Raw genomic sequence first — 25003 nt, forward strand, 5'->3', positions numbered from 1 at the left:
ATCCCTTAATGTATACGTTTAGATCAGAGAATAACATGAGCCGGTACTTATGTCCCGGAGAACGGCTGCCCGAGGGGGGCGTAACGGATCAACCAATTATTTGTGCCTTTAAATACGATGTGTAAATTCGCTGCTTTCCTGGGGAAACTGGTGATGGGTATCATGCTGATATGCATCAGTGCCGCCGTGCAGGCACAGGTAAAAGGCGACGGCACCTGCAACATCTCCGGAACCTACCGCATCGAGGATCTTTTTGACGAAGTACGCAAACAAACCGGCGTAAATATCAATTTTGAAGTATCTGTGCTCGACCCGGACATTAAAGTCACCGTCAATTTTAAAAAAGCCACGCCCGAAGAGATCGTTGAAAAGATCACCAAAGACTATGGCCTCGACTGGATCTATCTCAAAGGCCAGATCGTGATCAAAAAAGGCCCTGGCACCGGCGCCGTTCCCAAAAAAGAAGAAGAGACCATTTCCGTTTCGGGGTTCGTGACAGACACCCTCGGCAATCCGCTGCCCGGCAGCACCGTGATCGTAAAAGGCACCACAAGAGGCGCTACCACCGGCGAAAACGGCCGTTACGTGCTCGACAATATCCCGCCGCGCTCCACGCTGGTGGTGCTTTCAATCGGTTACCTCAGCCGGCAGTACCGGCTGGACAACGAGACGAAGATCAACTTCCAGATGGAGCCGAACGTGTCGCAGATCGCGGCCGTGGAAGTAACTTCCGTGGCCACGGGCTACCAGATGCTGCCGAAATCCCGCACCACCGGTTCCTTTGTGCTGATAGACAGCGCGTTGCTGAACAGGAACCCGAGCTCGAATATTCTTGATAGGTTGGAAGGGGTGACGAGTGGGTTGTTGACGTTGCGGGCGCAGACGATGAATATGTACTTCATTCAAAAAATGCCGACGATCAATTATATGGGCATGGCACTCAGGGGCATCAGTACTTTATCGCCGAACCAGGTTAACTCGAATCCCTTGCTGATCCTGGACAATTTCCCCTATGAAGGAGATATCAGGAATATAAATCCCAACGATATTGAATCGATCACCGTTTTGAAAGATGCCGCCGCGGCCAGCATATGGGGTGCGCGAAGCGGTAACGGCGTGATCGTGCTGACAAGCAAAAGAGGGAAGTACAACCAGAAAATGAAGATCGATTACAACATGAACTTCACCATTGGTTCGAAGCCCAACCTCTACTATGATCCGAATTACATGAATGCCTCGGATTATATCGAGGTGGAACAATTCCTGTTTAACAAAGGATATTTCAACTCCGATTTGACGAACCGGAGCAGCCGGCCTGCCGTATCGCCCGCTGTGGAAATACTCGCAAAACTGAGAGCAGGCGACATAGATACGGCCCAGGCCGAAGCCGCATTAGACGAACTGAGAGGTAACGACCTGCGCGACCAGATCTATAAATACTCCTACCAGCGGATGGTGAACCAGCAATATTCCATCGGCGTAAGAGGCGGGAACAAAGATTTTGCATACTATCTTTCGTTGGGGCACGACCGCAATAAAGACAACCTTGTAAATAACGGCCGCAACCGCACGACGTTGATATCCACCAATTCGTTCAAACCGGTTAAGAAGATGGAGGTGCGGACGTATTTGAATTTTAGCCAGAGTAATACGGCTATGGGGAATGATGTGAGGTATGGGGAGTTGATTGTTGGAACGCCAAGATATAGCGGCGTGTTTCCGTATTCCAGGCTGACGGATGGTAACGGGAAAGCACTTCCATTAGTGAAGGATTACAGGGTTTCTTACTTGGACAGTGTAGAAAATCTTGGATTTCTGGATTGGAGATATAGGCCTCTTGATGAAGTCGGAAATAAAATTGAGAATGTTGCTGTTCAGAATTTAGTTTTAAAAGTGTCTGCTAAATACGACTTTTCTAAATCATTTTTTGCTCAGATGCACTATCAAAATGAAAAGCAGATCATTTATTCAAAGCGATATTGGAGTGAATCGACGTATTATACAAGAAATCTTATTAATAAACTTTCGAGCTATAACCGAACAACGCAGGAATTTATCTACAATCTGCCTCGAGGAGGAGTAATGGAAGTTGGCGACTATGACTGGAGAACGAACAGCCTTAGAGGGGATATAAACTTTTTACATACTTATGGAGATCATCGTTTGGGAGCGATATTAGGAGCTGAGGCGCGAGAACTAAAAGCCCAGGGGGCGGTCAGAAAATCGGTAGGATATACTAATGAGAATGGCCCGCCGGCTTCTGGAATAAATGCAAATACGCCATATTCTTTAAATCCTTCAGGATTATCAACAATTGAGTCCCTGGTAGGACTTAGCGGAAGCAACCCAGGCATTTTGAACAGGGTTATTTCATACTATACGAATATTGAATATAGTTTTAAAGGAAAATATGATTTGAACCTCAGTGCAAGGCGTGATGGGACGAATTTATTCGGAGTTAGGGTGAATGATAAGATATCACCCTTTTGGTCAGCGGGTCTTGGCTGGGACATTCATGAAGAGGATTTTTTTAAAGCGAATTGGATTAATAACCTCAGGCTAAGAGCTTCTTTTGGAGAAAATGGTAATATTTATAATGGAACTGCTTATTTGATCGGAAGGCAATTTGCTGATCCACTTACCGGAGCTGATGCATATGCAATTAACGATCCAGCGAATGAACGGCTTCAATGGGAACGCGTGCGGATATTAAACCTTGGGTTGGATGTTTCTTATAAAAGTAGAATAAATGGTACTGTCGAATATTTTGTAAAAAAGGGAGTTGACCTTATACAGAGTGTGCCATTGGCGCCTCAACTAGGCTTTGGCTTTGCGAATATTAATTCTGCTGGTACTCTTACAAAGGGATTTGATGTAATTGTTTCCGCTCGAATAATCGAAAAGCCTTTTACTTGGAATTCTACGTTGTTATATAGCACGTTAAGGGATAAAGTCACTAGTATTGAACTACCTTCGAATACAAGTACTTCATTAATGTTAAAGGACCCATATCAAGTCTTGCTAAACGTGAAAGGGAAGCCTTTAAAAGGAATATTAAGTTACCGATGGGCAGGCTTGAATCCGGAAAATGGGAATCCTATGGGGTTTGTGAATGGTGAAAAAAGTAGTGATTATAGCGCAATATTGGCAAATACTAATCCTGATAGCCTTGTATTTCACGGTTCTGGAATGCCTACAGTGTTCGGTTCCTTTAGAAATGATCTATCATTCAAAGGAATTTCTCTTTCGTGGAACCTGATTTTTAAGCTAGGCTATTATTTTAGAAGAACTTCGACAAACCTTAATTATGCGGGAATACTAAATCAAGGTATGCACGAAGACTATGCAGATCGCTGGAAGCAGCCTGGTGATGAAGTGCATACTTCCATTCCATCTATGGTATATCCTTACGATGATCTAAGAAATACATTTTATCAGTTATCGGAGGTATTGGTGGAGCGGGGAGATCATATAAGGCTGCAGGATATTCGGGTTGCATATAGCATTTCCAAATCAACGAAACGTAATTTTCCAGTAGATTTTGCTGAATTTTATACAAGCCTTAATAATGTGGGTATCATTTGGCGGGCGAATAAACACAAGCTGGATCCGGATTTGTCTAATCAAAGGAGTTCTCTTAGTATTCCCATTCCTTTTTCGGTTAATTTTGGATTAATAGTAAAATTGTGACAGTGAGTAAGCTAAAACTATTCTTCTTCACGGGAGTTATTTGTTGTCTGGCTATTATCGGCTGTAAGAAGCAGAATGAATGGTTGGACATTCAAAAAGATCCTAATGATAAAACATTAAAAGTTTTAAAGGATTTTCAAGCTGTGCTTGACAATAGTACGATCTTGAATTTTAATTATCCAACTATCGGTCAATTAGGTGCTGATCATTATTTTCTTAGTGATCAGTATTTTAATCTTTCGCTTCCAACGGATCGGAATGCGTATGTTTGGAACTCGGATGTGTTTGAAGGACGAATATCGGCTGATTATAACGATAGCTACACTAAGATCGCATATGCAAATATTGTATTGGATGGGCTGAGGAAAATACAAGTTGGAATTAATGAGCAATCAGAATTTAACGATATAAGAGGGCAAGCCTTGTTTTTTAGATCATTTATATATTTTGAGCTTGCTAGTATTTTTTGTAAGCAATATGTGAATCAAACAGCAAATAGTGATCTAGGGCTATGTTTAAAATTGACCTCTAATATTTACGAAATAGAGCAAAGATCAAGTATAGAATCCACATTTAATCTGATAGTTAACGATTTAGAAGAAGCTGCTTTAGCGTTGCCGATAGTCGCCAAATATAAAACACGACCTTCAAAATTGGCGGCTTACGCCTTACTAGCAAGGGTTTACCTAAATATGGGTAATTATGTAAAGGCAAGAGAAGCATGTGATTCGGTTCTCAGGAATAATGTAGAGCTATTGAATTTCAACGAGGTGCCTTCTTTAACGCTGGAGTATAGGTTTCCAAATTTCAAGGCGGGAAATAAAGAGGTATTATTTCATAGTGAGGGCATAGGATATACAGCTGTCGTGCCGGATTATAATTTCAACTATGGTTATGTTGATACTATGTTATATGAATCTTACGATGAATATGATTTGAGACGAAAATATTTTTTTGAATCACAAACATCGTCAACTCAGGTTAAATATAGAGGCACCTATACCGGCACAGGGTTTAATTTTTGTGGTCTAGCTATAAATGAAGTATATATTACGAGAGCTGAATGTAATGCGAGGTTGAATAATATTCAGGCTTCTCTTAATGATTTAAATCTTCTCTTAGTGAATAGGTATGAGCGAGGCCGATTTGTAAACTATCAGGCAGACAACAAAGATACTCTTTTGAGTAAAATTTTGCTGGAGCGGAAAAAGGAACTTTCTTTTACGGGTCAAATAAGATGGCAAGATCTAAGACGACTTAATATCGATCCTAGATTTGCCACTTATATAACTCGAATTATTGCTGGACAAACGATCACATTGCCACCCAACGACCGCAAATACGTTTATCCTATTCCTCAGGACGAGATTGATAGGACTGGCATAGTTCAAAATGAGCGATAGTAGCTGTTATGAAAGACGAATTGTTTATTGGTTATATGTGCTGATAATTGTGACCTCTGTAATCCACACTTCATCTTCTGGGAAATATGTTTCTCCACTTGATATCCTGCACAAATATGGATAGTTTGACCCGCCGGAGCAATTGAGGGTAGGAGGAGTTGCGCTTATTGTAGCAGTTAAAGAGCCTTTGGGTACACCTGGTACTATCCAATAAAGATTAGTTGCCCGTTTCGAAGTCCCATAAGCCCCTACAACACCGGTGAGCAAACATACGGCCAGTACAGCCAGTTTAATCTTTTTCATGATTAATCGATTTAATTAAAAATTAGAGCGTGATGAATTGTTGAATTTTTAAGGAGAGTATTGTTCTGGATCTATCCTTTCAAAAAAGGAGCAAAGATAAGCTCATATGTCGATAATGGAAAACGTAAAAGGAAGCCGTTCTGTGTTCCGGCTTCCAATCTGTGTGTAGATTATGACAGTTGAATTCGTTCGTATGAAGAAGTTATATGTCTCCGTTGCCTGTGCAGCACTATCCCCACTACACTGATCGCCACAAAAAACAAATTGAAATATAAATGCTGCATCCAGCTAAAGTTTGCGATTACGCCGCCGCAGGAACATGGCACATGATCGAAAAAGTTCAGCTTGATCAGCGCGATATAACCCGTGAACACCAGCATCAATACCAGCGAGCTGTACAGGCCAATCAGCATCGTCCTTTTAAAGATCAGCATCGCGGCGATAATAAACTGAAGCGCCGGAAGGCCCCATACCAGGTAAATCGAAAAACGATCATCAAAAGGCTGGTCGTTCATCTGGACAAGGAACATCTTGTAATCCATCAGTTTAATGGTAGCCGCATACACGAAAAGAGAAAATAAAAGGAGGACGATAATCTCCGAAGTCCATTTGCGGAGCATAGAATACGATATTTAAAGTTGGACAAATAAAAATTGGAGCGATGTATACGAATGAATGAAAGGAGCGTGTAGATAATGTGTTTTCTCAGGAACATGCAAATGATAAAAATCCTCTCGACCTCTTTGCGTAAATCTAATAAATCAATAAGTTTTTCCAGTTGCCGATTTGACCGTTTCCTTTGCAATAAATTCACTACACACTTACCTCTTCCCGTCGGAAGTCGCTCGGAGACAATTTATAATGATTCGAAAATACTCTTGAAAACCCTGCGGCGCTTTCGTAGCCTACTTCCCAGGCTATCTCATGCACCGGCAGTTCCGTTTTCGCCAGCAGTTTCCTCGCCCTTTCCAACCGCAGTTCGCGGATGTGATCGGCCAGGTGATGATGAAAGATCTTTTTATAACCGCGCCGCAACTGCGTGGGCTGTATCCCGAAACGGCTGGCCAGTATCTGTATAGACAATTTTTTATCGATGTTTTGCGTGATATAGTCCTTTACCTTTTTATACGTCGGGTAATCGCGGTGATAAATGCTTGTTTCCTCTTTGCGGTAAGCCGCTCCCATATCGTCGAGCGTTTTAAACAACAGGTTCAGTAGCAATACCTGGCGTTTCAGTTGCCAGATCTCGCCGCAAAGCTGCGTTTGCTCCAGCTCGGCCAGCTGCCCGAGATTGTCTTTTTTTATCGTCGCGGGGCGCGGCGCTTCGTAAGGATTGCTGATGCAGTTTTCGTCGAGCTGGCTGAAAATGCTGGGGCCCAACTGCATCAGCAATAAACGGTTGCGGCCGGCCTCAAGGCGGAAGCTATGCTGATCGGGCTGAAGGCTCAACAGCGCGTATTGATTTCCAAGCAACTGCAACGGGCTGTGTTTCCCGGTTTGCAACACCGCATCGCCTTCCAGGTTATAGATCATCACCACCGTGGCCTGCTGCAGATGGACCGGGATAACGAAAGGCTTGTCCGTATCAAAATCATACAACCAGCAACGCGTGTACTGGTCGGAAAAGTACTGGGCAAATATCTGCCCCGCAGCATGCCGGCAATGCAAAACACACGCGTCCTGTACAAGGCCTGGTGGCTGGCTGGCTGGAAGTGATCTACTGAACTGGAACGCCGGGCCCAGAAGTATCCCTTCGGTTTGATTCAAAGGCATGGAAGCAGGATTAAATGAAAGAATCCGTCTTAGCTAGTCGGAAAAAAAAGATGGGCAGGCAATGGTGAAGCGATGTAAAAACACCGGTTTTTATATTCTACTGAAACAATACCGCAGAGGGAATTGTTTGGTAGCTGTTTGAAAAGAACATGACCTGTATACCGCTCTCCGGTAGTGCTGGCGTTTCAACAACCGCTGAAACGCCGCCTCCTTCGATGCTTGACAGAGAAGATCACCCAAATACCCTGCCGGTCTTTAACCCAACGGCTTCCACAAACTGATGGCTTCCGTCAACCCGGTCCATCCCCATGGAATTAAAAACAGCTGTACGGAATACGTACGGTGTACCTGGACTATACATGCCCCTTTTACCCCGGATACCGGAAAAAGTACCCGGGATATTTTCAGCGGACAAGCTATTTCATTTTCTCCGCAAATGCAAATTCATAGGTGTTTCAACCGCCGCCAGGCCCGGAATTTTTTCCACATCCCGCCGCCTTCCGGGAACAGGATGGGGATGCCCGGTATAGCCGTGCGCGTTACCCCGGCAGGGAAAGAAAAGATATGTCATAATATTGTCATACAGGAGGTTGGTTTTACAGCCATGACCGGGATGTTTTAACATGATTCGTCAAAAAGACCGGGCGATTTACGGCGGTCTTTGCGCGGAATATTCAAAGGCGGGGGAGAAGAGGAAAAGAATGTGTTTTTGTCTGTCACGTTTACATCACTTTTCCACGGAGGGCAATAAGGCCGGCGGCATGGGGCAGTATCTTGCCCGGCAGGCAGGAAGTTTTTTATTTGTACAAGCTGCTACTCTTTATTGTTTGAACGCACTACCAGTAACGCGTAAACGAAAATCAACCTTTTTACATCGCAGAAAGCAGCCAATCGGGGTGTATCCGTTCAGGATACGCCCCTTTTAATTTTTGCCGCCCCGGAATACAGAATGTATTACATTTATTGTCTTATAAAACCCTTGAACTATGAAGATCAGGACCATTTGCCTGGCATTGCTCGCGGCGTTTTCCTGCACGGCCGCAAAGGCGCAGAAAGTGACGGTGTTTGGCGGAAAGATCGCGGCCATCAAAGACATAGATACGTTTAACTGCGTGTTCGACTACAGCCGGCTGAACGTGGGCGATATGGGCCGCGAAGCCAATTATGTGAAAAAGAAACGTGCAGACGCGGAAAAAAGGTCCCTGGGTTCCGCAAACGCCTGGGAAGAAAGCTGGTACAAAGACCGCCACGATTATTACGAGCCGAAATTCCTCGCTGAATTCACCAAACAGTCCGAAAAAGCGGCCGGTGCATACCCTGGCGCGCATTACCAGCTGGTGTTTAAATCAAAACTGATCGAACCGGGCGGCACCGTTACCAAAAGAACGCCCCGGCTCGACGCGGAAGTATGGATCGTGGAAGCCTCCGCGCCCACCAAAGCGCTCGTGAAGTTCCGCATAGACGATGCTCCCGGCAACGGCGCGATCGGCGACATCCCATCCGGTGCGAGAATAGGCGAGGCCTACGCCAAAGCGGGCAAGGAACTGGGCGCATTGATCCTGAAAGAAACGAAATGATACATCCGGAAATATTTGTCTGAAGGCCGCGTCCCCTGTCGGAGCGGCCTTTTTCTTTATATTTATTGTATGAAAAGCATAACGGTTTTTTGCGCGTCGAGCCCGGGGAATAGCCCGGTGTATATGGAACAGGCTTACCTGGTAGGGAAAACGCTGGCGCAGAAAGGCATCAGGCTGGTGTACGGCGGCGCCAGAATAGGATTGATGGGAGCGGTGGCGGATGGCGCGCTGGAAGCGGGCGGGGAAGTGATCGGCGTGCTGCCCGGTTTCCTGCGCTCCAAAGAGATCGCCCATCTCGGCCTCAGCAAACTGATACTGGTGGAAACGATGCACGAACGCAAAACAAAAATGAACGACCTCTGCGACGGCGTGATCGCGCTGCCGGGAGGGTATGGCACGCTGGAGGAACTGTTCGAGATGGTTACCTGGGCGCAGCTCGGCCTTCACCGCAAACCGATCGCCGTGCTGAATGTGAACGGGTATTACGACGAGCTGATCAAACTGTTGCAGGGCATGACCGGCGAAGGATTGCTGAAAGCGGAAAACCAGCGTATGCTGCTGGCCGGCACTGAAATTAACGGGGTGCTGGAGCAGATGGAGGCTTATATTCCGCCGCTGGTGGGCAAATGGATCACGGAAGACGAAGTATGACCTATTCCGCCACGGCCGGCGCGGGTGCATGCTGCCCCGCATTCTGGCGTAGCTGGCTGCGGATCTTCTCGCGGTGCATCGTGCCCCATTCCGCCAGGGAATTGATCACGCTGCCCAGCGTATTGCTGTAGTCCGTCAGTTCGTATTCTATGGTAACCGGGGTGGAAGTGTAGACCTTGCGCAGCACGAACCCGTTCAGTTCCAGTTCTTTCAGCTCATGACTAAGCACTTTGGCCGCAATGCCTTTCACCGTTTTCTGCAGCTCGTTGAACCGTTTATTGCCCTGGCTGAGCGCCACGATGATCGGCAGCTTCCATTTGCCGTTAAGCACGTACAACGCGTCCTGCACGGCGCTTAAAGCGGTGCAGGTTTCCCATTCTGCAGAAATTGTTTGTAACTTTAACATATATATTGTTGTTAGCTAACCTGTAAGTTAGTGCTTACCTTTAGGTAACTACTAACCAGGCGTAAGCAAATGTACATAAGTTTGCATTCCTTTTTAAAACCAAACACAAATCATGAAAAAGATCACTTGCTTCGTATTGCTCCTGGCGGCTTCGCTGAGCACTTTCGCTCAAACCTGGAAGTCGGACAAAGCGCATTCCCAGCTGAAATTCGATATCACGCACATGGGCATTTCCACCATTTCAGGGGAGTTTAAAGACTTCGCCGCTACGATCACCGCTTCCAAAGCCGATTTCAGCGACGCTGTTTTTACGCTCACCGCCCAGACCGGTTCCATCAGCACCGGCGTTGAAATGCGCGACAACCACCTGAAAAGCCCCGACTTTTTCGACGCGGCCACCAACACCACGCTTTCTTTCAAAAGCACTTCGCTTACAAAGACCGGGGAAGGCAAATACAAGCTCACCGGCGACCTCACCCTGCACGGCGTTACCAAACCGGTAACCCTCGAACTGTGGTACCGCGGCACCATCGAAAACCCGATGAACAAAAAACCTGTTGCAGGTTTCCGCGCCACCGGCACCATCAAACGTTCCGACTTCGGCATCGGCGGTAAATTCGCTCCTCCCATGCTGAGCGAGGAAGTTGCCATCACTGCAGACGGTGAATTTGGCCAATAAGGCTGTTTTTATATCGATATAATTTTTGAAGCCCGCCACCATGGCGGGCTTCTTATTTTACCGCACTTATTTAGATAAAGTCTATAGAATTAGTAGGATAATAGAAAGTTCTTCCTATATTTGCATCAGAATAGTCGTGTACAAGTCAAAACCAACCTTAAAAAAGAACTTTATGCGTACGATTAACCGATATGCAGATTTTCCGCCCCTGAGCTACGACATCCGCCGCACCAAGCCGCAGGACAATACCCCCATCAAACCCATTACCGCCGGTCATACCCTGCCGCTGTTCAATCTCCACAAAGAAGATTTTGTGATCCCGTTCCCTTTCCTGGACCGGGAAAACAGCTATATCGTAGGCAGCGAACTGTTGAACCAGCCGCTGGTACTGGCGTTTTTTTCCATTCACTGGAACGGGTATGGTGAAAAATATATCCAGCAGTTGCAGGACCTGTATGCGGACGTGCAGGTAATGGGAGGGCAGCTGCTCGTGGTGTCTGCAGACAACCGTAAGGAGCTGGAAGCGGTGGCCGTGAAACATCAGCTCACTTTCCCGCTCGCGCTCGACCGCAATCACCAGATCGCGCGCAGCGCGGGAATTTATGCGGAGACAGACCCGCTCTGGGACCGTCTTTCCGGCTTCGAAGAAAATGCGCCCCTGCCTACGATCTACGTGATCGGCCAAAGCCAGCGCATCACTTTTGATTTTATCGATCATTATTTCGACCGCAGCATCGATCGCCGCGAGTTATTGTCGGAGGTGTACACCGCCGGCCAGGCGCAGGCGCTGAGCCGCGCGATCGCGTAACCGAGACCCTCTACAAATAAGGCTTCATCTCATCTTCGATCGTTTTGCGAAGGTCCATCAGGCGATGGGCGTACGCTTCCATGTTTTTATCGTGCCCGGTTTTTGGTATCCATTTGGGAATGGGCACGGTTTTGCCGTGTTCGTCGATCGCCGCGAACACCATGATGCAATGCGTGGTTTTTTCTTTTGCCTGCTGTTTGGGGCTGCCGGCGTGCACGTGAATGGAAATATGCATGCTGGTGGTGCCCGTGTAAATAATGGAAGCGGAGATCTCCACCAGGTCGCCGATGGAAATAGGTTTGTAAAAACGGATGCCGCCCACGTACACGGTAACGCAGTATTGCCCGCTCCAGTTGGCCGCGCAGGTAAAGCCCGCCTGGTCGATCCATTTCATTACGGCGCCGCCGTGCACTTTCCCGCCGAAATTTACGTCAGACGGCTCTGCCAGGAATCGCAGGGTGATGGTGTGTCGTGAGTTTTCTTCCATCGTTTCTTTTTTAGGTTTTCAATGAAGTAAAATAAAGATCTTACCGGCTTGCCGCTTTCCGGTGCTGTTTGCGCCATTCCCACGGCGCTACGGGGTGCGCGTCGAGCCAGAGGCCTTTGCGGGCGGCTTTTGCGGCAGCCTGCGCGGCCGTCATTTCCTCGCTTTTGCTGTAGAACGTATACTGCCAGGCATAACCCGCCTGCACCAGCTGCATGTTCAGGCTCGAACCGTCCGGCAGGAACACTTCCGCCACCGTTCTGCCATACTGGTCGTGGCTTTCTTTCCTGGCTTTCACCACTTTTCCGAAACAAAGCCGCGACGTGTACTGCCGCGCCTTTTCACCGAAGGGCTGCCCCTTTTCCGGGCTGTCTACCCCATAAAGCCTTATCCTGAGCGGCTTCCCGTTCACCAGCATTTCAATCGTATCCCCGTCTTTTACCGCGGTCACTTTCCCGGTATAGGTCTGCGCCCGGGCCATTACGCCGGCCAGGGCGAATATGATGATCAACAACGTTCGCATGGCTGCAAGATTAAAAATTTCCTTGGATATTCCCCCTCGTTTATTATTTTTATGCAAACGTTTGCATCGGCGGACGGACTATTCACGTTTTACAGCTAAATACCGGAAAAAATGAGATCCACTTTTGAAAAATTGACTTCGGCGGTCGTGATGATATTGTTGCTGCCGCTGCTTTCCACGGCGCAATCCGCCTCCACGAAAAAACAAATGGCCTCCCTGATCGACGAAAACATGCAGTTTGCGGTTAAACAATACCAGGTATTGAAAGCCAACACGCCGGCAGACCGTATGCCCCGTTCCTTCGCCCAGGGCCGCTCCATTACTTCCGGCACCGAATGGTGGTGCTCCGGTTTCTACCCCGGCACGCTCTGGTACCTGTACGAATACACCAAAGACGCGAACGTAAAGGCTGAAGCGGAAAAAAGGCTGGCCCTCCTCGAAAAGGAAAAAAGATACACCGGCAACCACGACATCGGTTTTATGATCTTCTGCAGCTTTGGCAACGCTTACCGCATCACCGGCGATAAAAAATACAAAGACGTGGTAGACACTGCGGCCGCTTACCAGATCACCCGCTACCGCCCGTCTATCCACTCCATCCAGTCGTGGAACAAAAGCAAAAACCTCAACTGTCCCGTGATCATCGACAACATGATGAACCTTGAGCAGCTGCTTTGGGTGACCCAGCACGGTGGCAGCGGCAAATACAAGGAGATTGCGCTGACCCATGCCAATACCACGCTCAAGAACCATTACCGTCCCGATCACAGCACTTTCCACATCGTGGATTACAACCTGGACAATGGCGAGATCATCAAAAAAGTAAACGGCCAGGGCGCGCACGATACTTCCGCATGGAGCCGCGGGCAGGCATGGGGGCTGTACGGCTTTACCATGATGTACCGTTTCACGAAAAACAAAACTTACCTGGAACAGGCTAAAAATATCGCGAACTTCATTCTCTCCCACCCGAACCTGCCCGCGGACAAGATCCCTTACTGGGACTACAACGCGCCGCAGATCCCCACTTCACGCGACGCTTCCGCCGGCGCCATCGCCGCTTCCGCACTGCTGGAACTGGGCCAGTACGTAGGCAAAACAGATCGCGCCACGTATGTGGACGCAGCCACCATCATGTTGCAATCGCTTTCCTCCGATGCCTACCGCGCCAAGCCGGGCGAGAACGGCGGTTTTATCCTGAAAAACAGCGTGGGCAGCTTCCTGGCCAATTCGGAAGTGGACGTGCCGCTTACTTACGCGGATTATTATTTCCTCGAAGGTTTGCTTCGCTATAAAAAATGGTACCTGTAAATATTTAGAAAAGTGATGAAGAGAAGGAATTTTCTGAAATGGACCTCGCTGTTCGGCGCGGTGGCGGCTTTGCCCGCAACGCCGGTATTGGCGGCCGTTTCAGCGGTTGAAAAAGAAAAAACGCCGGGTCCTGAAAGCGACCGCGCATATTGGGTGGAACTGATGCGCAAAATGGCGGCGCCCATTCTCGGGAACCTGAGCAAAGGCACGCTGAAAAAGAACTGGAACATGGAATACGCGCCCACCTGGGGCAAACGCGATAAAACCACCGCGCATCTCGAAGGTTTCGGACGGCTGGCGGCCGGCATCGCGCCGTGGCTGGCCCTGTCGGACGACGATACCCGGGAAGGAAAACTCCGCAAAACGCTGCGCGCGCAAATGATGCAAAGTCTCGCCAACTGCGTGGACCCGTCCAATCCCGACTACATGAACTGGGACCATGGCGGGCAACCCATTGTGGACGCGGCTTTCCTCGTGCACGGTTTCCTGCGCGCGCCGCAAACCCTCTGGCAGCCGCTGGATGCAACCACCAAGTCGCGCTTCGTAAAAGAACTGCAGAGCTTCCGCCGCCTCGGCAATTTCGGAAACAACTGGACGCTGTTCGCCGGCATCATCGAAACATTCCTCTTTTCCATCAACGAAGAATATAAGATCGAAAGGATAGACGAAGCCCTCACCAAAACCGCCTCCTGGTACAAAGGCGATGGCATGTACGGCGACGGGCCTGCCTTTCATTACGATTATTACAACGGCTTCGTGATACAACCGATGTACGTGGACATCCTGAAAGTGATGGCCGCGCGCAACGGCGACTATAAAAAACAATACGACACGGCGCTTCGCCGGATGCAGCGGTACGCCGCTATTCTCGAACGGCAGATCTCCCCCGAAGGCACTTATCCCATCGTGGGGCGCTCCAGTACCTACCGTGTGGGCGCGTTTCAGCCGCTGGCTCAACTGGCGCTCAACGGCGAGCTGCCGGGGGAAATAACGCCCGCGCAGGTGCGCTGCGCGCTTACCGCCGTCATGAAAAGACAATTCGATTTCAAAGGAACGTTCGACAAAGACGGCTGGCTGACGCTTGGCGTGATCGGCCACCAGCCTGGTGTGGCGGACAATTATTCCAATTCCGGCAGCATGTACCTCGCATCGCTGGGACTGCTGCCGCTTGGCCTTCCGGCTTCACATCCTTTCTGGTCGGCGCCTTTCGCCAGCTGGACGATGAAAAAAGCCTGGAACGGCGAGCCTTTCGGCATCGATCACGCTATCCGGAACTGACACTGTAGTATTTGATGAGAAATAAAAAGGGATGGAATTTTTATTCCATCCCTTCGTTTTTTATGCGGTTTGGCGTTTAAAGTTTTGGTTGGGAATGATGGAAATCGCGGAGGTAGCTGCACTCGCGCATCCGTTCCCGGTAAAATTCCGTTTGCTGGTAATTTTTGTAAAGCTCGGGGAAATACGGGTTCAGCACCGCATGGCCGTACCATTCCAGGTCGCCTTCGCGGGGCATGTGTTTTTGCGCGCAGCGGGCCGCCATGAAGAGGCATTCGGCTTTGAACTCCTTGTCTGTAGCAGCGTCCGCGGCTTTTTTATAATATTCTTCCGCGCGGTAACAACCGAAATATTGTTTAAGAAAAGGCGTTTTTTCGTCTTCTGGCGAGTACCAGTCTGTGCTTGGGCGGTAGCTGGCGGAAAACTGGTATGCGTGGCCATAGTACGAAATGCTGAACAGGCCGGTAGCGTATTCGAAATACGTTTTGGCGTCGGGTTTTTTCTTCATTTGTTTTTCCAGTTCCAGCATACGTTCGGCAAACTGCTGCTGGCTGATACGGTCCGTTTTTGTCGAATCCGCTTCATCGTAACCGTAATCCGTCAGCTGCGGGGTAAAGGCAAGTGTGGCATAACGGCTGCTGGTAGAGCGTTTGAACCATTCCACCGCTTCCCGGAACTGGTGGGTGCGCACGTAATTCACCGCGACCATTTCACCGATCTCCTTATCGCTCATCTGCAGCTGTTCGTAGAGATATTTCTCGAAAGGCGTTTTCTTTTTGGAAAGACCGCCATTGTAAAGCGCCAGCAGGTGCTGGGTTTGCAGCGTGTCTTCCATATACCCGAGCGCGCTTACGCTGTAATAATTGTACGCATAAGGCAGCACTTTGTCTCTTTTTGCAAGGATGAGCGCTTTGCGCGCAAGATCGTTTTGCCTGGCGTAGCGTGTTGACACCACGAGGTCGAGCAGGTTGCGGTACATGCGTTTAAAATAATAGGCGTCCACTTCCTTCGCGCTGAGGTTGTAGGGATCGTTGATCGTGCCGTTGACTTTTGTGTCCAGCCATTGCAGCGATTCCAGCAATTTGTTTTCGAACGCGGCGTCGATAACGGGTTGTTCGTTGATGGTCACGAGCAGTTTCACTACTTCCGCCTGGTCTTTCAGCGCAGGCCGCAAACCGGCCACGGAAGCGGCTGCCAGCCTGCTTCTTGCGCCGGCGTAGTCTTTCAGTGCATTGGAGAGATAAGCGGAAGAAATTTGCCACAGCGCAGGTTCTTTCACCTTGCCGCCGTTCGCCAGCTCGTCGAGCAACTGCTGCACGGAAAGCGCCATCGCACGGTCGCCCGGGTTTTCGGCCGGGTAGCGCGATTCCTGCCGGTTTGCGTCCTTTTCGATCATCGCGGTCAGGTAATTTTCTTCGAGTTTGTTCATTTCACGGCTCAGCAGCACGTCCAGCATGGGCGACTGCGGGTCGAGGGAATACACCTTGCGGAGGCCGTCCAGGTTGATCTCGGTGGTGTGAAGCGCATAGATCGCGGCCACTGTGGCTTTTTCATGATTGTTTTTGCAGAGCTGCATCACGGCTTCTTCGGGAGCGTCTGTATAATGTACGTTCCGGTAAGCCATTTCGCGCTGGGAAGGCGCGTTTTCGAAGATGCGGGAAAACAGGTAGGCGCTTTGCGCGGGTTTCCCGGTGCGGCGGAGCGCGCCCGCCCGCAGGCCTTCGATCTTGTAGTGAATGAGAGATGTGGAACCGGCGGGCGTTTTCAGCGAATCGTAATATTGCAGCGCCTGCGTGTAGGCATTGCAATAATGCGCCAGCCTGATGGACTGGAAAGCAAAACGTTCGCGGATGTGTTCGTTTTTGCAGGCTTTGTAGAGTTGTATGCCGTTGCGGGAAAGCCTGATCATGGTGAGCGAATCCCTGTTCACGTTTTCCCATCCTTCAGGGCCGCGGACGTGCGGCTCGCATTGTTTGGCGAACATAAGGTAGCCCAGTGTTTCCTTGTCGGCCGACCGGATGAAATATTTCGTGAGCGCATTGTTTTTTAAGCTGTCCGGCAGTTGCAGCGGCGTGCCTTTTTCGATGTGCGTGTACAAGGCGCTCATTTCGGGACGGGTAAAGGTGTAAACGAACTGCAGAATGTCTTTCTCCGGCACTTTCCCTCCGAAAAAGTTATTCCACTCCCCGATGTTGAGGGTTTCTTCGGGTATTTCGCTGCCGAAAAAAGGAGAGAGCGCCGTATAATAAAACGGTTCAAACCCGGACTGGGAGGGGATGTTTGGGTTGTAGAAGCTGGCGTAATAATCGTACGGGTCCGGCTGCGGGCCGCAGGAAAATACGTAGGCGGTGCCGCCGGCAACGAGGGCAAGGAGGCTACTCAAAAAGATGGTAAATCGTTTCCAGTTCATGCACGGTATACTTTTGAAAAATGATGGGATCGAGGTGATAAAAAATGATAGCCGGCGTATGGGGCTGCCGTTGCCGGTTGAGGTAACGCGCCGCCTTTCGCAGCGTTTCGGGGGAGCAGCTTTCGTACCGCACCACATCGCCCCGCCGGACGAGCGTATTTTGAAGCGCCGTATCGCGCAGGACGGTGTAGGTGAATTCGCCTTCTTTCCTGAACAGCTGCCTGTTTTCGAGGGGCAATTGCCGCAGCAGGCCCTTGTACCGGTTATTCCGGAACAGCACGGTCCACTCAAAAAGCGGCAGCGCCAGGTCCAAAGGTAACGGATAATTGCTGATCCTGTCGTTGCCGGTGTAGGCCTTCAGTTCTTCCATGTTCAATATAGAATTATGATCGCCGGGCTTACGCAGGTCGCCCATGTTGTAACACATCAGCAGTCCTTTGTCTGCCGGTGGCACGCCGCTGGCGGAAAGGAATTTGACCTGGTGCAAGCGTATGGTGGCGGACATTTCCCTGCCGCTGAAAAACGGTTGCCGGCGCAGGTGTTGCAGGAAACTGAAATACACGTCGCGGCTGCTGCGGGTCCAGTCGCAGTCCAGCTGGATCTCCCGGATCTTGTGTGCCGGTGTTTGTGCGAACTGGCTGGCGAGCAGCGAAGCCGTCCGTTCGGCCATCAATCGCGCCTGGCCGGTGTCTTTTTGTCGCCAGATCTCATTCATGAGGAATACGACCGGCACAATTTCCAGGCTGTCCGGGAAAGGTTCTTTAAAATCGGTGATGGCAACGGGCACGGCAGAACGATCTGTTTCGTTCCAGCTTACGTCGAAACATTTTACGTACAGTTTTTTGACATGCAGTTGGCGCAGCGCGGTTTTTTCGGCGGAACCGGGCTCGTAGCGCTGCTTCCAGTAATAAAAGGCGCGGTGCGTTTCCCGGGGGCGGGAGCAGGACAAACACAGGGGAAGCAGGCCCCAGCACAATAATTTGCGAAAGTTCATGCGTGTGCAAATATCGTTAAATCAGCGGATCAGCGCGGCGTACATCTTCGAGCGGTGATAGATGGAAGGATGTTCGCGCAGGAGGTCCGTTTTTTTATATCCCGCGTCCCGGAAAAGTTTTTGCAGGTTCGGGAAAGAAAGCGGGTAGGGCACCCATGGGTTGGGCGTGTCGGTATTGTATTCCACGACCAGGAACTGGTGGTTTTTGTGGAGATGGGCGGCGGTTTTGGCGAGAAAGGCCGCTTTGTTTTTCACGAAGTGGAGCGAATTGGCCATCAGGATGCCGTTAAGTGGCGGTATTTGTTTCCATTCGTCTTTTTCGAAATCCATTTGTTTGAATTGAATGCCTGGCTGCGTGAATTTCACGGGCTCCCGGTCCACGGCGATGACGGTGCTTCCCGCGGGCAGGTGCGAGGCCAGCGCCCGGGTGAACAGTCCTTTGCCGCAGCCGAGGTCTGCCCAAACGACGGGCCCCGGCGTGTGCAGGGCCGGTGTGCTGATGAGGGAGATCGCGGTATGTAATTCCATTTTTATGGATTGATGGCAATAATGCGGTAACCTTCGGGCAGGGGAGCGAACCAGATACGGCCGTTGCCGATCGTAGCGCCCTGTGCGTTGCGGAAGATGCGGTCGAGGCGCTGTGTATCCACCGCGGCTTTCAGGGAAGCATCGAAGATATGGACGTAATGTTCGCGGAAAGCGGATTCGGTTTTATATTGCCGCAGGGGAAATTTGATATGTTGCGCGATGCTGTCCTGCCGGTCGTTTTTTACCCAATCCTTAAACCGCCACACAAATTGTTTGAACCCTTCGGGATCGTCGAATCCGGCGTTGGCCCAGGAGGAGGGAATAGTACCGTCTTCGAAGAGGGTGTCCTGCGCTTGTACCTGCGCATTTTCCGGGTCTATGGCAGGGGGTGGGGCAACGGGCACGAGTTCTTTTACGCCGTCTACGATGGAGCTGTCTGCGGTTGTTTTCTGGCTGACGCGGTTGCAGGCAAAAATGAGGGGAAGTACTAATATGATATAATGGAATTTCATGTGGTAGGCTTTGATGCTCAATGAAATTAAGTATTTCCGGGGGCTTAAAAATTTTGTTAAAAAGATTTGCTTATATGCTTTAATTGTCCTTATCTTTGCAATCCCAAAACGGAAGAGCGTCATGCTTTTACGAAGGGATGGATCGGTAGTTCAGTCGGTTAGAATGCCGCCCTGTCACGGCGGAGGTCGCGGGTTCGAGTCCCGTCCGGTCCGCAAAAGCCTTAGAGAAATCTAAGGCTTTTCTGTTTTTATGGCATTTACGTGTGCATCATCCAGGGCGCCGATCCCAAGATTGGAGCGCCGCAACCGTAGCGACATTATTTCCCTGCTGCTATTCATCTTCTCTCTTCAAAACATCGTTGAGATTGAGGTCATCGCGGTCCAATTGTTGCTCCAGCTTTCTGATGGACTCGTAATTATAGCGGCTGTTTTTATGAAGCCTGAGCAATAGTCCCCGCCGGAATTTGCTGATCTCCAACTGGGCTAACAATATGGGGGCTACGGGCACTGTTAGCCAGGGTTCTTCTTCCAGGTTCGTAAGTTGTAGATTTTTGCCATCCTTTATTTTTTGTTGCAGTTGCCTGAGGGTTTCTTCATATACAGCTTTGATCTGGCGCTTTATACTTTCTTCCAGTGGTATTGGAAATTCATGCTCGATAAAATATAGCGTGCTTTGCAGAACAAACTTTTGTAATTCCTCTTCTTCTTTATCGGACCGTAAATTAGGCTTTACGCCTAAAATCCTTATCATAAGGGGAAGAGACATTCCCTGAATCACCAACGTTACGAAAATAACGACGAATGTCAGGAACAGGATTAAAGAACGGTGCGGAAAGGAGGCGCCTGCGGTCAACGTTAACGGCAGCGCCAGTGCGGTAGCCATGGACACGATGCCCCTGGTTCCCGTCCAGGCGACTATCAATACGTTTTTCCAGGTGGTCTTTCCTTCATCCTGTATTTCTTTTGAACCGACAGTTTTAATATCGCCCCATACTAATTTGTGTGAAAATGCCGTGGCAAAAACCCACACGATGCGCACAACGATTACCACCACGCTGATCAAGAGGCCATAAGCCAGTAACACCGGCAACGAATATTCACCCAGCTCTTTTAGAGCGTCGGGTAACTGTTGGCCGATCAGTAAAAAGATGAAGCCGTTCAGTATATAAATCAATGTGTCCCAAACGGATTTCGACCGTATCCTTGTTTGATAGGAAAATATCTTTGGCGAACGCCAGGCGATAAACAGGCCGGTGCAAACTACTGCCAATACGCCAGACACGTGTAACCGTTCCGCGAGGATGTAGGAAATGAAAGGAGTTAGTAAAGTAAGGCTGGTACTGGTAATGGAATTGCGGGTGATCTTTTTGTGCATCCACACAAAAATGTACCCTGTCGCAACCCCGCATAAAATCCCTCCGGCAACAAGCAGGCTAAATTGCAGGCCGGCTTGCCAGAATACAAATGTGCCGGTGTTCACGGCTATCAAAGCGAACCGGTAGCCGATAAGGGCGCTGGCGTCATTGACGAGACTCTCTCCTTCAATGATGGTCACAACCCTTTTGTTAAGTCCCAGCCCTTTGGTTATTCCGGTTGCCGCCACGGCATCAGGCGGGGATACGATCGCTCCCAGCACGAACGCCAATGGCCAGCTGAACCCCGGTATGAAATAATAGGCAGCCAGGGCTACGGTAACCGTCGTGAAAAAGACCAGTGCAATGGCTAATGTGGAGATGGGCAGTATGTCTTTCCTGAAGTCGTGCCAGGAGGTCCGCGATGCCGCATCGAAAAGTAATGGGGGGAGAAAAATCAGGAAAACCACGTCTGGGTCCAGCATGAGGATGGGGAATTGGGGGATAAGGCCCAACACCGCACCGGTAATCACCAATAGAATGGGGAATGGAAATTTTAACCTCCCCTCAAAAGTGGATAAAGCAATCAGCACAACGAGTGAGAGAATGACCGCGTCAAATTGTTGCATCTATGGAGAAGTTAAACTATTTGTACGGGCTGTAACGTATGTAATAACACTTTACATAAGCCGATATGGAATACTAATGACTATGCATCTAGTTATTTAGTCTATTTTAAAATAGATGCTGAATTTGCTGCCCTTTCCGGGTATGCTTTCGACTCTGAGGTCCCCACCTGCGGCGTGTATGATTTTATTGGCCAGGTATAACCCTACGCCATGTCCTTCCACGTCCAGATTCAATCGTCCGTAAATGGTAAATAGTTTCCTGATCCCCTCCTGGGAAATGCCGATCCCGTTATCTTCCACACTCAGAATAACGTGCTTTCCCTCCTGCCTGGTGCGTATATGCACCTTCGGGTGCTCCACGCTGGCGAATTTCATGGCATTGGAAACCAGGTTGTACAATATGCTCCGGAGGTTTTTGGGGGAGAAGTAAACTTCTTTTACTTCCAGCTGTGTAGTAATGACGGCATGAGAAGCCTTTATTTTTCTATCCAGGCTCCATTCAATGTTGCTGATAACTTCCCCGATGTCCACCGCTTCCATATCTGTCATATTATTTTCCAGCCTGGCGATCGTAGCGATGTTATTGATCAGCATCCGGAATTTTTTAATGGACGAATTGATGATACCCAAAAACTGCGACAATTCCGCGTTGCTGTTATCTACCAAGTTCATTAAGGTAATACTTGATTCGATACTGCTCAGCGGGTCCAGTAAATCATGGGACGCCATATGGATGAAATGGTCCAGGTCCGCATTGATCCGCAGCAGGCTTTCATTTTTTTCGTCCAGTTCAATCTTTGCTTTCTTCAGTGCGGTAATATCATTGAAAGAGATGACCACACCTTTTTGCCTGTTTTCTACCTGCTGAATGTATGGCATGACCACCATTTGGTACCAATGCCCTTCATTGGTCTCGATTTCCCGGGTAACTTCCGAACCTTTGTCCTGTACGGTTTTTAAGTCTTTTAAAAGCGCGTCCGTTTTAATATTGGTGGAAATATGGCTAATCGGCCGGCCGGTATCCGCGTCTTGCAGATTGATCAGTTTAACGGCCGCGGGAGAGAACTTCATGACACGAAACTGTTCGTCGAGAAAGATCTGCCCGTTGATATTGCTTCTGAAATAATTGTTCAAGTCGTCGTTTATTTCAAGCAACTGTTTATTTTTTAACTGGTAGTCGGCATTTATGGTATGCAGTTCTTCGTTAACGGATTGCATTTCTTCATTGGTGCTTTGCATTTCTTCGTTCGACGAGATCAGTTCTTCGTTGAAGGACTGCATATTCTCATTATACGCATCGATTCTTTCATATGCGGCGGAAAGCTCATCTTTCACCGCTTTCAATTCATGCTCCAGGCTGGAAACGTATTTGATATTGTATGTCCGTTCGTTGAAAGATTCGTACGTCGCATGGAAGGCACCCGACGGTGGGTCTTCTTTCAGTATTATCAAAAAAGAGGCGGGAATTCCCAGTTTGCTTTCAATCGGGCTGATGGAGAGGCTGACCGATATGCCGGTTCCGTTGGCATTGAGGGGAATGCCTTTAACGCCGGCTTTCTGTTGCGTCGCCGCCACCTGGCTAATGAGGGTATTGAATGCAAGCCCCAGGTGTTCCGGCAACAAATCCATCAGATTCGTATTGAAGTTTTGTTGCAGCAGGAACCTGGAGGTATCGCCATATGATCTGATCACCTGGTGGTTTTCGTCGATACAGATGGCGATGCAATCCAGTTCGCCGGCCAGGACATCGTTCACGTTTTCTGCGATATCATTACCCTTATACCTGCTGGCAATATCCCGGTGAGGGGCCGGTGTGCCGGCGGCGAACGAAGCAGGTATCGAAAATGTATCAAAGTTGATGATCCGTTTTCTGCTGATATTCTTGTATAATTTCCATTTTTTACTGATCACGTCCAGGTGGTCGATAATGGAGGCTGGGTTTTCACTTGCGCCCAGGAACAGGTATCCATTGAATTTAAGACCGAAAAGCAACATGGAGAATATTTTCTTCTGCAGGAAAGGCGTCATGTAGATCAGCAGATTCCGGCAACTGATGAAATGCATGTTGCAGTAAGGAGGGTTGCTTGCCAGGTCGTGCTGGGCGAATATCACCATATGGCGTATAACAGGGGATATCCTGTAGCTTTCATTTTCTTTTATAAAATACTGCTGCAGCCTTTCAGCCGGGATATCCTTCACACTGCTCCAATGATACAGCCCCTTGCCGGCATATAATAAGGCCGCGCTGTCCAGGTCTGTAGCGAAGATTTTTACCGGCACGTCTTTATATGGGCCGATCAGTTGTTCTTTGATCAGGATCGCAATGGAATAAACTTCTTCGCCCGTAGCACATCCCGCGATCCACAATTTAAGTTCTTCGCCGGGTTCCAGTTTTGAAAGCAGGTCTGGCACGATATCCTTCCCGATTATATCAAAGGCTTCCCTGTCCCTGAAAAAGGCGGTTACGCTGATCAGGAAGTCTTTGGCCAGCGTAGCCACTTCTGCCGGGTTGGTGCGGAGGAAATTGTAATAGTTTTCCAGCGTATCGAAGTTGGCGGATGCCGCCCTGCGTTTGGTCCGCCGGAGCAGCGTCGTGAGTTTGTAATTGGAAAAATCAAGGGGCAATTGTTCCTTGATATAATCGACAATGGGAATGATCATATTTTCATTGTCCTGGATGCCCGCTTCCTCTTCCCGTTGGTGCTGTACATAATTTTCGATCGCTTCCGGCATGGCGGAAGGCTCCAGTATGTAATCCACCGTTCCCGTCACAATGGCATTCGAAGGCATGCCCGGGAATTTTGAGGTAGCCGGGTCCCGGGCAATCACCAGGCCGCCCGCTTTTTTTACAGCCATAACCCCCTCCGCACCGTCAGCACCCATGCCCGACAATACAACGGCTATAGCTTTTTTGCCATGGCTGGCGGCCAATGAATTGAAAAATGTATTGATCGTAAGATGGGGTGCTTTTTTATGTTCTTTTGCTGTTAAGAACAACCGGGTATGCCGAATGGTCATGAACTTGTCATTAGGTATCAGGTAAACATGGTTGGGTTTGATCTCAATCCCGTTTTCCGCCTCCTGTACCCGCAGCCTGCTGTGCCTGGCCAGTAATTCCACCATCCTGCTTTTGAAATCCGGTGACAGGTGCTGGACGATAACATACGCCACGCCATCCAAAGGCGTATTATCAAAAAATGTATTGATCTCATCCATGCCTCCTGCGGAAGCGCCGATGGCTATAACGTGATGGGGCCCTACGGTAATCATTGCGAAGTGCGTTTTACTTGTAAACTCGGAAAAATTTCAGGCGACAGACAGCCTAAGATAGGGTAATATTCCAAATGCCATTCCAGAATGTAGGTTCGGCGGGAAGTTATGGTTGTTCCCCGTTGAATAAATTAATGCCATTGCCGCGGAAATAGCCGATCTTTTCAAATTTGATATTGGAACTGGTAACCTGCTGTTGTTTTGGCAATGCTGGTTTATGATGGGATGCGGTATTGTCGGGTCGGGCCTTGCGTTTACGCACGATGCCAATCATGGGGCTTATTCGCCCGATAGGAAAGTTAGCGTATTTCCGGGATATCTTCTGGAGTTAATTGGCGGTTATACCGTTAATCGGAAGATCCGGCACAACCTGCTCATCATATTTTATACCAATATAGACGGCCCGGATGAAGGCATCGGCAACA

At 49.1% G+C, this 25003-nt stretch carries 20 protein-coding genes and 1 tRNA gene; 9 read left to right on the forward strand and 12 right to left on the reverse strand.

The window, feature by feature from the left end; genetic code table 11:
• Nucleotides 1–102 precede the first annotated feature (102 nt).
• On the forward strand, nt 103–3690 hold the full coding sequence (locus J7I43_RS22220; RefSeq protein ID WP_209148072.1) for a SusC/RagA family TonB-linked outer membrane protein: 3588 nt from the start codon (nt 103–105) through the stop codon (nt 3688–3690).
• A 2-nt stretch (nt 3691–3692) separates the two neighbouring features.
• Nucleotides 3693–5093 carry a RagB/SusD family nutrient uptake outer membrane protein gene (locus J7I43_RS22225; protein WP_209148073.1) on the forward strand — a complete coding sequence of 467 codons (1401 nt, stop codon included), beginning with the start codon at nt 3693–3695 and terminating at the stop codon, nt 5091–5093.
• A 24-nt stretch (nt 5094–5117) separates the two neighbouring features.
• Here the strand turns inward: J7I43_RS22225 and J7I43_RS22230 are convergent, their stop codons facing one another.
• The 3 genes from J7I43_RS22230 to J7I43_RS22240 all read right to left on the reverse strand — a co-directional run bounded on the left by J7I43_RS22230 (nt 5118) and on the right by J7I43_RS22240 (nt 7169).
• Nucleotides 5118–5396: a hypothetical protein gene (locus tag J7I43_RS22230; RefSeq protein ID WP_209148074.1), complete on the reverse strand. Its 279-nt coding sequence runs from the start codon at nt 5394–5396 to the stop codon at nt 5118–5120.
• Between the two features lie 170 nt (nt 5397–5566).
• Complete coding sequence (locus tag J7I43_RS22235) at nt 5567–6016, reverse strand: MauE/DoxX family redox-associated membrane protein (protein WP_209148075.1); 450 nt, start codon at nt 6014–6016, stop codon at nt 5567–5569.
• Between the two features lie 193 nt (nt 6017–6209).
• Entirely contained in the window at nt 6210–7169 is a 960-nt protein-coding gene (locus J7I43_RS22240; protein WP_209148076.1) for a helix-turn-helix domain-containing protein, read from the reverse strand.
• A gap of 986 nt (nt 7170–8155) precedes the next feature.
• On the opposite strand from J7I43_RS22240, the gene J7I43_RS22245 reads away from it, so the two are divergent.
• The gene (locus tag J7I43_RS22245; RefSeq protein WP_209148077.1) at nt 8156–8746 is read left to right on the forward strand and encodes a hypothetical protein; all 591 of its coding nucleotides are present in this window, start codon (nt 8156–8158) and stop codon (nt 8744–8746) included.
• Between the two features lie 69 nt (nt 8747–8815).
• Complete coding sequence (locus tag J7I43_RS22250) at nt 8816–9397, forward strand: LOG family protein (RefSeq protein WP_209148078.1); 582 nt, start codon at nt 8816–8818, stop codon at nt 9395–9397.
• Between the two features lies 1 nt (nt 9398).
• Here the strand turns inward: J7I43_RS22250 and J7I43_RS22255 are convergent, their stop codons facing one another.
• Nucleotides 9399–9803: a winged helix-turn-helix transcriptional regulator gene (locus tag J7I43_RS22255; RefSeq protein WP_209148079.1), complete on the reverse strand. Its 405-nt coding sequence runs from the start codon at nt 9801–9803 to the stop codon at nt 9399–9401.
• Between the two features lie 112 nt (nt 9804–9915).
• Between J7I43_RS22255 and J7I43_RS22260 the strand changes: the two genes are divergently transcribed.
• Both J7I43_RS22260 and J7I43_RS22265 read left to right on the forward strand, forming a co-directional pair.
• The gene (locus tag J7I43_RS22260) at nt 9916–10482 is read left to right on the forward strand and encodes a YceI family protein (RefSeq protein ID WP_209148080.1); all 567 of its coding nucleotides are present in this window, start codon (nt 9916–9918) and stop codon (nt 10480–10482) included.
• Nucleotides 10483–10654: 172 nt separating this feature from the next.
• Nucleotides 10655–11290 carry a redoxin domain-containing protein gene (locus tag J7I43_RS22265; RefSeq protein WP_209148081.1) on the forward strand — a complete coding sequence of 212 codons (636 nt, stop codon included), beginning with the start codon at nt 10655–10657 and terminating at the stop codon, nt 11288–11290.
• A 10-nt stretch (nt 11291–11300) separates the two neighbouring features.
• Here J7I43_RS22265 and J7I43_RS22270 read toward each other — a convergent pair whose 3' ends face one another.
• Both J7I43_RS22270 and J7I43_RS22275 read right to left on the reverse strand, forming a co-directional pair.
• Nucleotides 11301–11777 carry an acyl-CoA thioesterase gene (locus J7I43_RS22270; RefSeq protein ID WP_209148082.1) on the reverse strand — a complete coding sequence of 159 codons (477 nt, stop codon included), beginning with the start codon at nt 11775–11777 and terminating at the stop codon, nt 11301–11303.
• Between the two features lie 40 nt (nt 11778–11817).
• A complete protein-coding gene (locus tag J7I43_RS22275; RefSeq protein WP_209148083.1) occupies nt 11818–12297 on the reverse strand; it encodes a thermonuclease family protein in 480 nt (159 codons plus the stop codon).
• Between the two features lie 111 nt (nt 12298–12408).
• Here J7I43_RS22275 and J7I43_RS22280 point away from each other — a divergent pair, with 111 nt between their 5' ends.
• Both J7I43_RS22280 and J7I43_RS22285 read left to right on the forward strand, forming a co-directional pair.
• Complete coding sequence (locus J7I43_RS22280) at nt 12409–13608, forward strand: glycoside hydrolase family 88 protein (RefSeq protein WP_209148084.1); 1200 nt, start codon at nt 12409–12411, stop codon at nt 13606–13608.
• A 15-nt stretch (nt 13609–13623) separates the two neighbouring features.
• A complete protein-coding gene (locus tag J7I43_RS22285) occupies nt 13624–14886 on the forward strand; it encodes a DUF2264 domain-containing protein (RefSeq protein WP_209148085.1) in 1263 nt (420 codons plus the stop codon).
• A 76-nt stretch (nt 14887–14962) separates the two neighbouring features.
• Here J7I43_RS22285 and J7I43_RS22290 read toward each other — a convergent pair whose 3' ends face one another.
• The 4 genes from J7I43_RS22290 to J7I43_RS24810 are packed head-to-tail and all read right to left on the reverse strand — an operon-like array spanning nt 14963 to nt 19327.
• Entirely contained in the window at nt 14963–17293 is a 2331-nt protein-coding gene (locus J7I43_RS22290; RefSeq protein WP_209148086.1) for a hypothetical protein, read from the reverse strand.
• The gene (locus tag J7I43_RS22295) at nt 17259–18287 is read right to left on the reverse strand and encodes a hypothetical protein (RefSeq protein ID WP_209148087.1); all 1029 of its coding nucleotides are present in this window, start codon (nt 18285–18287) and stop codon (nt 17259–17261) included. Before J7I43_RS22295 ends, J7I43_RS22290 begins: the two co-directional genes overlap by 35 nt.
• Before the next feature lie 21 nt (nt 18288–18308).
• Nucleotides 18309–18815 (reverse strand): class I SAM-dependent methyltransferase, encoded by a 507-nt coding sequence (locus J7I43_RS22300; protein ID WP_378108823.1) that lies wholly within the window; start codon nt 18813–18815, stop codon nt 18309–18311.
• 2 nt (nt 18816–18817) lie between these two features.
• On the reverse strand, nt 18818–19327 hold the full coding sequence (locus J7I43_RS24810) for a hypothetical protein (protein WP_236023449.1): 510 nt from the start codon (nt 19325–19327) through the stop codon (nt 18818–18820).
• Nucleotides 19328–19466: 139 nt separating this feature from the next.
• On the opposite strand from J7I43_RS24810, the gene J7I43_RS22305 reads away from it, so the two are divergent.
• Nucleotides 19467–19540, forward strand: a tRNA-Asp gene (locus J7I43_RS22305).
• Nucleotides 19541–19658: 118 nt separating this feature from the next.
• On the opposite strand, the gene J7I43_RS22310 is transcribed toward J7I43_RS22305, so the two are convergent.
• Both J7I43_RS22310 and J7I43_RS22315 read right to left on the reverse strand, forming a co-directional pair.
• The gene (locus J7I43_RS22310) at nt 19659–21308 is read right to left on the reverse strand and encodes a Na+/H+ antiporter (RefSeq protein ID WP_209148088.1); all 1650 of its coding nucleotides are present in this window, start codon (nt 21306–21308) and stop codon (nt 19659–19661) included.
• A gap of 96 nt (nt 21309–21404) precedes the next feature.
• A complete protein-coding gene (locus J7I43_RS22315) occupies nt 21405–24578 on the reverse strand; it encodes a chemotaxis protein CheB (protein WP_209148089.1) in 3174 nt (1057 codons plus the stop codon).
• Nucleotides 24579–25003: the final 425 nt, after the last annotated feature.

The organism is Chitinophaga chungangae (assembly GCF_017742215.1).
Taxonomy (GTDB): Bacteria; Bacteroidota; Bacteroidia; order Chitinophagales; family Chitinophagaceae; genus Chitinophaga; species Chitinophaga chungangae.

What these genes read in the sequence shown, in the direction of transcription:
- J7I43_RS22280 (WP_209148084.1), top strand. Translation starts at nt 12,409, where the DNA reads ATGAGATCCACTTTTGAAAAATTGACTTCGGCGGTCGTGATGATATTG.
- J7I43_RS22265 (WP_209148081.1), top strand. Translation starts at nt 10,655, where the DNA reads ATGCGTACGATTAACCGATATGCAGATTTTCCGCCCCTGAGCTACGAC.
- J7I43_RS22235 (WP_209148075.1), bottom strand. Translation starts at nt 6,016, where the DNA reads ATGCTCCGCAAATGGACTTCGGAGATTATCGTCCTCCTTTTATTTTCT.
- J7I43_RS22300 (WP_378108823.1), bottom strand. Translation starts at nt 18,815, where the DNA reads ATGGAATTACATACCGCGATCTCCCTCATCAGCACACCGGCCCTGCAC.
- J7I43_RS22250 (WP_209148078.1), top strand. Translation starts at nt 8,816, where the DNA reads ATGAAAAGCATAACGGTTTTTTGCGCGTCGAGCCCGGGGAATAGCCCG.
- J7I43_RS22285 (WP_209148085.1), top strand. Translation starts at nt 13,624, where the DNA reads ATGAAGAGAAGGAATTTTCTGAAATGGACCTCGCTGTTCGGCGCGGTG.
- J7I43_RS22290 (WP_209148086.1), bottom strand. Translation starts at nt 17,293, where the DNA reads ATGAACTGGAAACGATTTACCATCTTTTTGAGTAGCCTCCTTGCCCTC.
- J7I43_RS22295 (WP_209148087.1), bottom strand. Translation starts at nt 18,287, where the DNA reads ATGAACTTTCGCAAATTATTGTGCTGGGGCCTGCTTCCCCTGTGTTTG.
- J7I43_RS22245 (WP_209148077.1), top strand. Translation starts at nt 8,156, where the DNA reads ATGAAGATCAGGACCATTTGCCTGGCATTGCTCGCGGCGTTTTCCTGC.
- J7I43_RS22315 (WP_209148089.1), bottom strand. Translation starts at nt 24,578, where the DNA reads ATGATTACCGTAGGGCCCCATCACGTTATAGCCATCGGCGCTTCCGCA.
- J7I43_RS22240 (WP_209148076.1), bottom strand. Translation starts at nt 7,169, where the DNA reads ATGCCTTTGAATCAAACCGAAGGGATACTTCTGGGCCCGGCGTTCCAG.
- J7I43_RS22275 (WP_209148083.1), bottom strand. Translation starts at nt 12,297, where the DNA reads ATGCGAACGTTGTTGATCATCATATTCGCCCTGGCCGGCGTAATGGCC.
- J7I43_RS22255 (WP_209148079.1), bottom strand. Translation starts at nt 9,803, where the DNA reads ATGTTAAAGTTACAAACAATTTCTGCAGAATGGGAAACCTGCACCGCT.
- J7I43_RS22230 (WP_209148074.1), bottom strand. Translation starts at nt 5,396, where the DNA reads ATGAAAAAGATTAAACTGGCTGTACTGGCCGTATGTTTGCTCACCGGT.
- J7I43_RS22270 (WP_209148082.1), bottom strand. Translation starts at nt 11,777, where the DNA reads ATGGAAGAAAACTCACGACACACCATCACCCTGCGATTCCTGGCAGAG.
- J7I43_RS22260 (WP_209148080.1), top strand. Translation starts at nt 9,916, where the DNA reads ATGAAAAAGATCACTTGCTTCGTATTGCTCCTGGCGGCTTCGCTGAGC.
- J7I43_RS22310 (WP_209148088.1), bottom strand. Translation starts at nt 21,308, where the DNA reads ATGCAACAATTTGACGCGGTCATTCTCTCACTCGTTGTGCTGATTGCT.
- J7I43_RS24810 (WP_236023449.1), bottom strand. Translation starts at nt 19,327, where the DNA reads ATGAAATTCCATTATATCATATTAGTACTTCCCCTCATTTTTGCCTGC.